Source organism: Sandaracinobacteroides sayramensis (genome assembly GCF_022014495.1).
Classification (GTDB): domain Bacteria; phylum Pseudomonadota; class Alphaproteobacteria; order Sphingomonadales; family Sphingomonadaceae; genus Sandaracinobacteroides; species Sandaracinobacteroides sayramense.
Genome location: NZ_JAKLSQ010000001.1, coordinates 332376 through 344927, shown reverse-complemented (window position 1 = coordinate 344927; position 12552 = coordinate 332376). Strand labels below are relative to the sequence as shown.

The following is a 12552-nucleotide window of genomic DNA, read 5'->3' as shown; positions in this document are numbered from 1 at the left end:
GCCGGGCGTTTTCCGGCGTGAAACAGGCAAGGACGAATATGGCGAAGGTGATCGGTATCGACCTCGGCACCACCAACAGCTGCGTGTCGGTGATGGAAGGTGCAACGCCCAAGGTTATCGAAAATGCAGAAGGCGCGCGGACCACGCCGTCGCAGGTCGCCTTTACCAAGGACGGGGAGCGGCTCGTTGGCCAGCCGGCCAAGCGCCAGGCGGTGACGAACCCGGAAAACACCGTGTTCGCGGTGAAGCGGCTGATCGGCCGGCGTTTCGACGACCCGATGACGCAGAAGGACATCGGCCTCGTCCCCTACAAGATCGTGAAGGGTGCGAACGGCGACGCCTGGGTGTCGGCCGGCGGCAAGGATTACAGCCCCTCGCAGATTTCCGCCTTCATCCTGCAGAAGATGAAGGAAACCGCCGAAAGCTATCTCGGCGAAACGGTGACGCAGGCCGTCATCACGGTTCCCGCCTATTTCAACGACGCCCAGCGCCAGGCGACGAAGGACGCCGGCAAGATCGCCGGCCTCGACGTGCTGCGCATCATCAACGAGCCGACGGCGGCCGCGCTCGCCTATGGCCTCGACAAGAACACCTCCGCGAAGACCATCGCCGTCTATGACCTTGGCGGCGGCACCTTCGACGTCTCCGTCCTCGAACTGGGCGACGGCGTGTTCGAAGTGAAGTCGACCAGCGGCGACACGTTCCTCGGCGGTGAGGATTTCGACGTGAAACTCGTCGAGTATCTGGCCGAAGGCTTCAGGAAGGACGAAGGCATCGACCTGCGCAACGACCGGCTTGCGCTGCAGCGGTTGAAGGAAGCGGCGGAAAAGGCGAAGATCGAGCTGTCCTCGTCCGCCAGCACCGAAGTGAACCTGCCCTTCATCACCGCCGACGCCACCGGGCCGAAGCACCTCGTGCGGTCGATCAGCCGCGCCGACCTCGAGAAGCTGGTGATCGACCTGATCGAGCGCACCCGCAAGCCCTGCGTCGACGCGATGAACGAAGCCGGCGTGAAGGCGAGCGAGATCGACGAGGTCGTCCTCGTGGGCGGCATGACCCGCATGCCGCGCGTGCGCGCATTCGTGAAGGACCTGTTCGGCAAGGAGCCGAACACTTCGGTGAACCCGGATGAAGTGGTCGCCATGGGCGCCGCCATCCAGGCCGGCGTGCTGCAGGGCGACGTGAAGGACGTGCTGCTGCTGGACGTGACCCCGCTTTCGCTGGGCATCGAGACGCTGGGCGGCGTCTTCACCCGCATGATCGACCGCAACACGACGATCCCCACCAAGAAGTCGCAGACGTTCAGCACCGCCGACGACAACCAGTCGGCTGTCACCATCCGCGTCTTCCAGGGCGAGCGGGAAATGGCGGCCGACAACAAGCTGCTGGGCAATTTCGACCTCGTCGGCATCCCGTCGGCCCCGCGCGGCGTGCCGCAGATCGAAGTGACCTTCGATATCGACGCCAACGGCCTCGTTTCCGTGACGGCGAAGGACAAGGGCACCGGCAAGGAGCAGCAGATCAAGATCCAGCCCTCGGGCGGCCTCAACAAGGACGATATCGAGAAGATGGTGAAGGAGGCCGAGCAATTCTCGGCCGAGGACAAGAAGCGCCGCGAGGCGGCCGAAGCGCGCAACCAGGCCGACGGGCTGGTGCACGCGACCGAGCGCCAGCTCGCCGAGCATGGCGACAAGGTGGATGCCGAGACCAAGGCTTCCATCGAGACCGCGATCGCCGATGTGAAGGCGGTTCTCGATTCCGGCGACCCGGAGCAGATCAGCCAGAAGTCGCAGGCGCTGGCGCAGGTGGCGATGAAGCTGGGCGAAGCGGTCTATGCCGCCGAGCAGGCGAAGACCGCCGAAGGCGGCGACGCCGCCGCCGAGGCGAAGCCGGCCGACGATGTGGTCGATGCCGACTTCACCGAAGTGGACGACAGCAAGAAGTGATCAAATGCGGGCCGGAGTCTGATCTCCGGCCCCTTCTTGCGAAGGCTCGTCGGGTATGTACACCGAAGTCGATTATTATGAGCTGCTGGAAGTGCAGAAGGGCTGCGACGACAGCACCCTGAAGACGGCCTACCGCAAGCTCGCCATGCGCTGGCACCCGGACAAGAATCCCGGCGACAGCGATGCGGAGGCGCGTTTCAAGGCCATCAGCGAGGCCTATGGCGTGCTGTCCGACCCGCAGAAGCGCGCCACTTACGACCGCCTCGGCCATGCCGGCGTGCGCGGCGGGGCGGGCAACGGCGCCGGCGGCAATCCGTTCGGCGATGGCGCCCCCTTCTCCGACATCTTCTCCGATATTTTCGACCAGTTCATGGGCGGCGGCGCGGCGCGCGGCCGCCGTTCCGGCCCGCAACGCGGCGCGGATCTGCGCTACGACCTTCAGGTGAGCTTCGAGGACGCCTTCCAGGGCGGCGAGGCGGACGTCGATCTGGATGTCGCGGTCACCTGCGACCATTGCGTCGGCACCGGCGGCAAGCCTGGCTCGCGGGCGCAGGCCTGCTCCACCTGCGGCGGGCGCGGACAGGTGCGCATGCAGAACGGCATGTTCATCGTCGAGCGCACCTGCCCGCAATGCCATGGCTCCGGCTCGGTCATTTCCGACCCGTGCGAGCATTGCCATGGCGAGGGCCGGGTGGAGCGGCGCAAGACGCTGAAGGTGAAGATCCCGAAGGGCGTCGACAGCGGCACGCGAATCCGCCTGGCCGGTGAGGGCGAGGCGGGGCCGCGCGGCGGCGAGGCCGGCGACCTCTACATCTTCATCCACATGAAGCCGCACCCGATCTGGAAGCGGGACGGGACGACCTTGTTCGCGCAGGTGCCGATGAGCTTCGTCGACGCGGCGCTTGGCGGCGAAATCCACATCCCCGGCCTCGACAAGCTGCCGGTGGATGTGAAGGTGCCGGCGGGCACCCAGTCCGGCCGGCAGTTCCGCGTGCGCGGGCGCGGCATGCCGACGCTGAACGGCCATGGCGCCGGCGATCTGGTGGTGCAGGTGGAGCTGGAAACGCCCACGAAATTGTCCGCGCGGCAGAAGGAACTGCTGGAGGAGTTTCGCGGAACTTCCGGGCATGAGGCCTGCCCGAAGGCTAAGGGCTTCTTCGACCGGCTGAAGGGGGCTTGGGACGAGTTGACCGATTAGATAGAGGAAGCTGCGAGCAAGACTGTCGTGCTCGATGAAAGGTGGCCTGCGGTAATGCACCCGTGTCTTGCTGTAATATTATTTGCTTCTATTGCGATGACAGTAAGTTGCGCCACTGCGTTGAAACCACAACTTCTGGTTGATGTAGAGCAGTGGGAAGGGAGTTCTTGCCGCATAATCTCTAATGGGAGGACAATTGAGCATGAGGCTGCTTTAGAGCAGTTTATACGGCTGCGTCACGATCATCGGGCTGTTCTTGTCAGTCTTTCGGATCAAGTAGAGTATAGATGCCTTAGTAGCGTGATTTTCAATTTGCAGCGAGCGGGATTTAAGGAGATTACGTTTCGAATGAATCCCGATCCCTGATTCTGGGTATGCGGATGCCGTCCGCAGCTTGTCCCGTCCCGATCAAAATCCCCACGGCGCCCCCAGCAGATACCAGCCGACCAACAAAGCCGTCCAGATCGGCACCAGCCACATCGTGTAGGGCAGCATGATGGCGATCACCGTGCCGACGCCCGCATCCTTCACATATTGCTGGCAATAGATCACCACCAGCGGGAAATAGCCCATCAGCGGCGTCACCACGTTCATCGGCGAATCCGCCACCCGATAGGCGGCGAGCACGGTCGCCGGATCGCTGCCCAGCTGGATGAACAGCGGGATGAAGATCGGCGCGAAGATCGCCCATTTCGGAATGGCGCCGGGCATGATGATGTCCAGCAGCAGGATGGCGATCACGAAACCTATGATGAGCGTGACGGAACCGAGATTCGCCGCCACCAGCGCGTCCGCCATGTTTACCGCGAGCACGGTCGCGATGTTGGTGAAGCCGAAGAAGGCCAGGAACTGGGCGATCACCAGGAACAGGAACACCAGCGGCCCCATGTTCTTGAAGGTCTTGTCGATCATGCCGATGGCCTGCGAACTGCTCTTCAGCGTGCCGGCGCCGATGCCATAGGCGACGCCGACCGACAGGAAGATGATCGCCACCAGCACGATAAGCCCCTGCATCAGCGGCGAATCGGAAATGAGGGAGCCGGTTTCCGGGTTGCGGAACACCGCCCCTTCGCCCCAGCTCAGCGCCACGATGGCGGCGAGCACCAGCAGCAGCGTCCAGCCGGCGTAGCGCAGCCCGCGCGCCTCCGCCTCGGCGCCAGGGCCTTCATCATGCGCATCCGCGGGGCCGGCGCCTTCGGAGGCGAGATGCCCGGCCTGCGCCGGATCGTAGCTGCCCAGGTGCGGCTCCACGAACTTCTCGGTGATCCAGGCGCACAGCACAGACATCAGGACCAGGCTGACGATCGAGAACCACATGGTCGCCGTCAGGTCGATCGACATATCAGGGTTCACCAGCCCGATGGCGTCGTTGGTGATTTCGGTCAGCGCGCCGTCGAGCGGGGTGATGAGGAGGTTCACCCCGAACACCGCCGACACGCCCGCGAAGGCGGCCGCGATCCCCGCCAGCGGATGCCGGCCCAGCGACATGAAGGCCAGAGCGCCAAGCGGGATCAGCACCACATAGCCGGCGTCCGCCGCGATCGACGACAGGCCGCCCAGCAGCACGATGACGAAGGTGATGAGCCGGCCCGGCGTCACCTTCACGATTTTGCGAATCAGCGCCGCCACCAGCCCGGTCTGCTCGGAGACGCCGACGCCGATCATCGCGACGAGGATCATCCCCGTCGCCGAGAAGGCCATGAAATTGTCGACCCAGCTCGTCAGCATGAAGCGCAGGCCTTCGGTGGAAAGCAGGCTTTGCACCTCCACCACGCGGCTGACGAGCTTGCCGTCGGCGTCGGTCGTCTCCAGCGTGACGGCCGAACCCAGCGCCGACAGGATGACGGAGGCGACGATGACGACGCCGATCATCACCAGGAAGATGACCGCCGGGTGGGGCACCTTGTTGCCGACCCGCTCGATCACATCGAGCAGCCGGTCCATTCCACCGCGCTTGGCTGCCGTTTCGGCCATTCCCAGGATCCCCCCTCCCAGACTTTAAACGCCTTGATGACGCCTTGTCGGCCGAACAGACCGATCCGGCGGCAAAAGGCGCTTTCTTCCACCGCCTGTCAAGCGCAGGAAGCGGTTGATTTGCGAAGGGACTTGCCCCAGCGTGCGCGCGACCGGGGGAGAGGCGTTTTGAGCGACATCACCATTGTCTTTCTGATCATCATCGGCGCGGTGATATTGTTCATACAGAACAAGCTGCCCGTGGTGATCGTGGCGCTGGCGGTGCCCTTCGCCCTCTACATGACGGGGGTGCTGAGCCTTCAGGAGGTCTTCTCGGGCTTCGGCGATCCGACGATCATCTTCATCGCCACGCTGTTCGTGGTGTCGGCCGGGCTGGAGGCGGCCGGTGTCACCGCCTGGGTGGGGCAGAAGCTGATCAAATGGGCCGGGACGGAAAGCCGCTCCCGGCTGCTGGTCTTCACCATCCTCATCGTCGCGGTGCTGACGGCGATGATCAGCGTGAACGGCGCGGTGGCGGCGCTGCTGCCGGTGGTGGTGGTGATGGCGATCCGCACCGGCACCAAGACCTCGCAACTGCTGATGCCGCTGGCCTTCGGGGCGCATTGCGGCTCGATGCTGGCCATGTCCGGCACGCCGATCTCCGTCATCACCAACGATGCGCTGATGGACGCGACGGGGGAGAGTTTCGCCTTCTTCGAATTCGCCTGGGTGGGCATCCCGCTGGTGATCGGCGGCATTCTCATCATGCTGCTGTTCGGCAAGAAGCTGCTGCCGGAAACCCAGGGGCCGTCGCTTCCCGCCGACTTCTCGCGCCACGCCAGCACGCTCTCCGAACAATATCGGCTGGAGGGGCAGTTCTTCCGGCTGAAGCTGCGCGAGGAATCGCCGCTCGTCGGCACGGCCGCCCGCAACCTCGACCTCGCCGGCTTTCCGGGCCTGAAGGTGGTGCGGCTGAAGGACGCCGAAGGCGCGCCCATGGCGGCGGAAGCGCCGCTGCTGCCGGGCCAGTCCATCATCCTTTCCGGTCCGGCGGAAACGGTCGCGGCGCTGGCGGGCGCCAAGGGTCTCGCCTTCATCGGTGCCGGCGCCAGCGAGGATGTGGAGATCGACGACAAGCCGGGGATCGAGGAAGCCTTCTTCAACCGCGCCTCCGGCCTCGCCGAGGTGGTGGTGCCGCCGCGCTCCCGGCTGGTAGGGGAGATGGCTTTCCCCGGCATGACGGCGGGCGACGGGGAACTGGTGGTGCTGGCCATCCATCGCGGCGGCGAGGCGCTGCCGCCCGGCGCGCAGAAGCTGGCGGCGGGCGACACGATTCTGGTGCAGGGAAGCTGGGCGGCGCTCGACCGGCATCTGGCCGACCCGGCGGTGCTGGTGGTGGATTCGCCCGAGGTGGTGCGCAAGCAGGCGGTGCCCTTCGGCCTTGGCGCCAAGGCGGCGATCATCATCCTGCTGGCGATGGTGGCGATGCTGGCCTTCGATCTGGTGCAGCCGGCGATCGCCGGCCTGATCGCCGCGACGGCGGTGATCCTCACCGGGCTCTTGAAGGTGGAGGAATCCTATCGCGCCATCAACTGGACGACGATCATCCTGGTGGGGGCGATGATGCCGCTGTCCACCGCCATGTTCCAGACGGGCGCGGCGCAGATGCTGGCCGACAATCTGGTGCTGGTGCTGGGCGACGCCGGGCCGACGGCGCTGCTCGCCGGCCTGTTCCTGATTTCCGCGGTGCTCGGGCAGGTGATTTCCAACACCGCGACCGCGCTCATCGTCATCCCCATCGCCGTGCTGGCGGCCAGGGGGCTGGACGTGAACGTCACCCCGGTGCTGATGAGCGTGAACGTCGCCTGCGCGGCGGCCTTCCTGACGCCGATCGCCACCCCGGTGAACCTGATGGTGATGGGGCCGGGCGGCTACAAGTTCACCGATTACTGGAAGCTGGGCGGGCTGATGATGATCCTGTTCTTCCTCGTCAGCGTCTTCTGGGTGCCGGTGGTCTGGCCTTTCTGAGGCCAAGCCGAAGCTTCACGGCCCGGCCGGCCCCCATCGCGCGGGGTCGATGCTATGCTTCAGGAAGTCGATGAAGGCGCAAACCGCCGGCGGCACGCTGGCGGCTTTCGGATGCAGCGCGAAGATGCCGAGATCGCCCGGCCCCTCCCAGCCCGGGAGGACGGGCAGCAGTTCCCCGGCCGCGAGCTGATCGCCCACGTCCCAGATGGAGCGAAGGGCGATTCCCGCCCCGGTGATCGCCAGCTCGCGCACCATTTCGCTGGAGTTGGTCTGCACATGGCTGCGCCCGTCCACCAGCCGCTGCTGGCGGCCGTTCACCAAGCGCCAGGGCAACTGGCCGTCCGCCGCCAGCAGGCGATGCTGCGCCAATTCGCCCAGGTTCCCGGGTGCGCCGTGCCGCTTCAGATAGGTGGGGCTGGCGCAGAGGATCCGGCGGTTGCCGCCCAGCCGATGCGCTTCCAGCCCGGCGGGCGGATCGGCGGTGATTCGAATGGCGAGGTCGACCCGGTCGGCGATGAGGTCGACGTTGAGGTCCGACAGGTCCAGCCTGAGTTCCACATCCGGGCAGGCGCTGAGGAAGCGGTGCAGATGCGGCGCGACATGCAGCCGCCCGAACGAGGTCGGTGCGGACACGCGCAGAGGCCCGCGCGGGGTGTCGCGGATTCCGGTCAGCCGGCTTTCCGCTTCGCGGATGGACTGGAGGATGGTGAGGAGATCGGCGTGAAACCGCTCTCCGGCGGTGGTCAGCGCCAGCTTGCGCGTAGTGCGGTGGATCAGGCGGACGCCGAGGCGCGCCTCCAGCCGGGCGATCCGCTTGGAAACCATGGCGGGGGAAATGCGCAGCGCTCGGCCAGCGGCGGAGAGGCTTCCGGCCGCCACGACCGCCGCCAGCAGTTCATAATCCGGGTCCATCATCTTTTCCTGATAAGAAAAGCTGTTTCGAATTTTATGCGCCTACCGCAACGACTGCCGGCGGTCTATCGAAGCCGCATGGAATTGCCGGCGGCGCCGGTTTGAAAGGATGATGGGCATGGCCGGGACTTTCGCGGATCGCAGCGGGCTGAAGGTGGCGGCGGCGCTGGCCGATTTCCTCGAGCAGCGGGCGCTTCCCGGAACGGGGATCGCGGTAGAGCGCTTCTGGGAGGGCGTTGCCGACATCTACGCCCGCTTCGCGCCGGAAAATGCCGCGCTGCTGGCGGAGCGCGATTCAATCCAGGCAAAGATCGACGCCTGGCACCAGGCGCGGGCCGGGCAGCCGGTCGATCAGGCCGAGTATCAGGCCTTCCTTCGCGAAATCGGCTATCTGGTGCCGGAACCCGCGCCGTTCGAAGTCGCCCCGCGCAATGTGGACGCGGAAGTGGCGACTCTGGCGGGACCGCAACTGGTGGTGCCGATCCTGAACGCCCGCTTCCTGCTGAACGCGGCGAACGCCCGCTGGGGCAGCCTCTACGATGCGCTTTACGGCACTGACGCCATTCCCGGCGAAGCGGCGGGCAAGGGCTATGATCCGGTTCGCGGCGAACAGGTGATTGGCTGGGCCAAAGATTTTCTCGACCGGGCGGTGCCGCTGGCCAGCGGCAAATGGGCGGACTGGGCCGGCGGAGAGCCGGTGCTGGCCGAGCCTTCGCAACTGGTGGCGCGGTCCGGCGACAATCTGCTGCTGCGCCACAACGGCCTGCACATCGAACTGGTGATCGACCGCGCGCACCCGATCGGCAAGGACGACCCGGCGGGGCTGGCGGACGTGGTGCTGGAATCGGCGCTGACCACGATCGCCGACCTGGAGGATTCGGTGGCTGCAGTGGACGCCGAGGACAAGGTGCTGGCCTATTCCAACTGGCTGGGCCTGATGCAGGGCGACTTGCAGGAAAGCTTCGATAAGGGCGGGCGCATCGTCACCCGTGCGCTGGAGGCCGACCGGCGCTACACCGCGCTTGATGGCACGGAACTGGTCCTGCCCGGCCGCAGCCTGCTGTTCGTGCGCAACGTCGGGCATCTGATGACGACATCCGCCGTGCGGCTGGCGGACGGCTCGCAGGCGCCCGAGGGGATATTGGACGGGATCGTCACCAGCCTGATCGCGCTGCACGATCTGCAAGGCCGGGGCCGGTTCCGCAACAGCCGCGCCGGCTCCGTCTACATCGTCAAGCCGAAGATGCACGGGCCGGCCGAAGCCGCCTTCACCAACCGCCTGTTCGACGCCATCGAGGATCTGCTGGGGCTGGAGCGACACACGATCAAGGTGGGCGTGATGGACGAGGAGCGGCGCACCTCCGCGAACCTCGCCGCCTGCATAGAGGCGGTGAAGGGTCGTATCGTCTTCATCAACACCGGCTTCCTGGACCGCACCGGGGACGAGATGCACACCTCGATGCGGGCCGGCGCCATGCTGCGCAAGGGCGACATGAAGGCGAGCGACTGGATCGCCGCCTATGAGGATCGCAACGTGCAGATCGGGCTTGCCTGCGGGCTTTCCGGCAAGGCGCAGATCGGCAAGGGCATGTGGGCTGCGCCCGACAAGATGGCGGACATGCTGGCGCAGAAGCAGGGCCATCCGAAAAGCGGCGCCAACACCGCCTGGGTGCCGAGCCCGACGGCGGCGACGCTGCACGCCACCCATTATCACGCCATCGACGTCTTCGCGCGGCAGGCCGAGCGCGCCGCCGAGCCGGTGGCGCCGCTGGAAAAGCTGCTGAGCATCCCGCTGGCCGAAGGCCGCAACTGGTCTCCCGACGAAATCCGCGAGGAGCTGGAGAATAACGCGCAGGGCATCCTCGGCTATGTGGTGCGCTGGGTGGACCAGGGCGTTGGCTGCTCGAAGGTGCCGGACATCCATGACATCGGCCTGATGGAGGACCGCGCCACGCTGCGCATTTCCTCGCAGCATATGGCGAACTGGCTGCTGCACGGCGTAGTGACCGAGGCCGAGGTGGAAGCGGCGCTGGCGAAGATGGCGGCGAAGGTCGACGCGCAAAACGCCGGCGACTCGCTCTATCGCCCGATGGCCGGCGATCCGCAGGGCAGCCTGGCCTTCCAGGCGGCGCGGGCGCTGGTGCTGGAAGGGGTGCGGCAGCCCAATGGCTACACCGAGCCCTTGCTGCACAAATTCCGCGCGGAAGCGAAGCAGCGGGGCTGAGGTTTCGGCTGGATAGGCCCTCCTCCCGAAGGCGGAGGGCCGACGGCCTTCACTCCGCCGCTTCAGCGTCCACGCCGGCGGGCGGCATGTTGTGGCCCAGCAGGCGCAGCACGTCGGCGGCGCATTCCACCACATTCGATCCCGGGCCATAGATGCCCTGCACGCCGGCTTCGCGCAGATAGTCGTAATCCTGCGGCGGGATGACTCCGCCGGCGATCACCTTGATGTCGTTGCGGCCGGCAGCCTTCAGGCCTCGGATCAGCTCGGGGATCAGCGTCTTGTGACCGGCCGCCAGCGAGGAGGCGCCGACGACGTCGACTCCGCTTTCCAGCGCCAGCACGATGGTTTCCTCCGGCGTCTGGAACAGTGGGCCGGAGACGACGTCGAAGCCCATGTCGCCAAAGGCCGAGGCGATGATGTTGGCGCCGCGGTCGTGCCCGTCCTGCCCCATCTTCGCCACCAGCAGCTTCGGCTTGCGGCCAAGGCGGCGCTCCACGGCCTTCACGCCGTCCAGCACCTGATGCCAGCGGCTGTCGTCCTTGTAGGGCGCAGCATAGACGCCCTTCACCGGGGTAGGGACGGTGCCGTAGCGGTCGAAGCTTTCTTCCATGGCCGACGAGATTTCGCCGAGCGTGGCGCGGGCGCGCGCGGCCTCCACCGCCAGCGCCAGCAGATTGTTCTCCAGCGTGGCGGGGGCCGCCGCGCCCTTGCGCAGCGCCTCGAGCGCGGCCTGGCAGGCGGCTTCGTCGCGGCTGGCCTTCACCTGGTTGATTCGGGCGATCTGCGCTTCGCGGACCTTCGTGTTGTCCACTTCCAGCGTTTCCAGCAGATCTTCGTTCGCCAGCCGGTATTTGTTGACGCCGACGATCACATCGTCGCCCCGGTCGACGCGCGCCTGCCGCGCGGCGGCGGCTTCCTCGATCATCGCCTTGGGCCAGCCGGCCGCCACGGCCTTCGCCATGCCGCCTTCGGCCTCGACCCGCTCGATGATCTCCCACGCCTTGTCGACCAGTTCCTGCGTCAGCGCCTCCACATAATAGGAGCCGCCCAGCGGGTCGACGACCTTCGTCATCCCGGTTTCCTCCTGGATGACGATCTGCGTGTTGCGGGCGATGCGGGCGGAGAAGTCGGTCGGCAGGGCGATGGCCTCGTCGAGCGCGTTGGTGTGCAGCGACTGGGTGCCGCCCAGCATCGCCGCCATCGCCTCGATCGTGGTGCGGATGACGTTGTTGTAGGGGTCCTGCTCGGTCAGCGACACGCCCGAGGTCTGGCAGTGCGTGCGCAGCATTTTCGAGCGCTCGTCCTGCGCGCCGAGCCGCGTCATCACCCGGTGCCACAGCACGCGGGCGGCCCGCAGCTTCGCCACTTCCATGAAGAAGTTCATGCCGATGGCGAAGAAGAACGACAGGCGGCCGGCGAACTTGTCGATGTCGAGGCCGGAAGCGACGCCGTAGCGCACATATTCGGCGCCGTCGGCGATGGTGAAGGCCAGTTCCTGCACCTGCGTCGCCCCGGCTTCCTGCATATGGTAGCCGGATATGGAGATGGAGTTGAACTTCGGCATCTCCCGGCTGGTGTAGCCGAAGATGTCGGAGATGATGCGCATCGAAGGTTCGGGCGGGTAGATATAGGTGTTCCGAACCATGAACTCTTTCAGGATGTCGTTCTGGATGGTGCCGTCCAGCAGCTTCCTGTCGACGCCCTGCTCCTCGCCGGCGACGATGAAGAAGGCGAGGATGGGGATGACGGCGCCGTTCATCGTCATGGAAACCGACATCTGGTCGAGCGGGATGCCGTCGAACAGGATCTTCATATCCTCGACGCTGTCGATAGCGACGCCGGCCTTGCCGACATCGCCCACCACGCGCGGGTGATCGGAATCGTAGCCGCGATGGGTGGCGAGGTCGAAGGCGACGGAAAGCCCCTTCTGCCCGGCCGCGAGGTTGCGGCGGTAGAAGGCGTTCGACTCCTCGGCGGTGGAGAAGCCGGCATATTGGCGGATGGTCCAGGGGCGGCCGGCATACATGCTGGCGCGCACGCCGCGGGTGAACGGGGCGAAGCCGGGCAGGCCGGGATCGGTCGTGACATCCTCGGGCGTGTAGAGCGGCTTCACCGCGATGCCTTCGGGCGTCTGCCAGATGAGGTCCTTGCCCTTCACCTCTTTCGCCGCCAGCTTTTGCCAATCCTGCAATTCGGGCCCATTCTGCAATTCGGGCCCATTCTGCAATTCGGGTTTGTCCGCCATGGTTGCTGAACCTCCAGTCGCGAGCGGGAATGACCCTTCGCGCGCG

7 protein-coding genes are annotated in these 12552 nt (G+C 66.1%); 4 read left to right on the top strand and 3 right to left on the bottom strand.

The annotated features are described in order from the left end of the window. Window positions 1–38 precede the first annotated feature (38 nt). A complete protein-coding gene (gene dnaK / locus L6Q21_RS01455) occupies window positions 39–1946 on the top strand; it encodes a molecular chaperone DnaK (RefSeq protein ID WP_237828662.1) in 1908 nt (635 codons plus the stop codon). A 55-nt stretch (window positions 1947–2001) separates the two neighbouring features. Continuing rightward, complete coding sequence (gene dnaJ, locus L6Q21_RS01450) at window positions 2002–3144, top strand: molecular chaperone DnaJ (protein ID WP_237828660.1); 1143 nt, start codon at window positions 2002–2004, stop codon at window positions 3142–3144. A gap of 408 nt (window positions 3145–3552) precedes the next feature. Here the strand turns inward: dnaJ and L6Q21_RS01445 are convergent, their stop codons facing one another. Further along, the gene (locus L6Q21_RS01445) at window positions 3553–5118 is read right to left on the bottom strand and encodes an AbgT family transporter (protein WP_237828659.1); all 1566 of its coding nucleotides are present in this window, start codon (window positions 5116–5118) and stop codon (window positions 3553–3555) included. A gap of 168 nt (window positions 5119–5286) precedes the next feature. Between L6Q21_RS01445 and L6Q21_RS01440 the strand changes: the two genes are divergently transcribed. Then, window positions 5287–7125 carry an SLC13 family permease gene (locus tag L6Q21_RS01440; RefSeq protein WP_237828658.1) on the top strand — a complete coding sequence of 613 codons (1839 nt, stop codon included), beginning with the start codon at window positions 5287–5289 and terminating at the stop codon, window positions 7123–7125. A 15-nt stretch (window positions 7126–7140) separates the two neighbouring features. Here the strand turns inward: L6Q21_RS01440 and L6Q21_RS01435 are convergent, their stop codons facing one another. Then, window positions 7141–8040, bottom strand: coding sequence for a LysR family transcriptional regulator (locus L6Q21_RS01435; protein WP_237828657.1), 900 nt, complete (start codon window positions 8038–8040; stop codon window positions 7141–7143). Window positions 8041–8155: 115 nt separating this feature from the next. On the opposite strand from L6Q21_RS01435, the gene L6Q21_RS01430 reads away from it, so the two are divergent. Then, window positions 8156–10261: a malate synthase G gene (locus L6Q21_RS01430; protein ID WP_237828656.1), complete on the top strand. Its 2106-nt coding sequence runs from the start codon at window positions 8156–8158 to the stop codon at window positions 10259–10261. 49 nt (window positions 10262–10310) lie between these two features. Here the strand turns inward: L6Q21_RS01430 and scpA are convergent, their stop codons facing one another. Continuing rightward, on the bottom strand, window positions 10311–12506 hold the full coding sequence (scpA, locus tag L6Q21_RS01425; RefSeq protein ID WP_237828655.1) for a methylmalonyl-CoA mutase: 2196 nt from the start codon (window positions 12504–12506) through the stop codon (window positions 10311–10313). Between the last annotated feature and the right edge of the window lie 46 nt (window positions 12507–12552).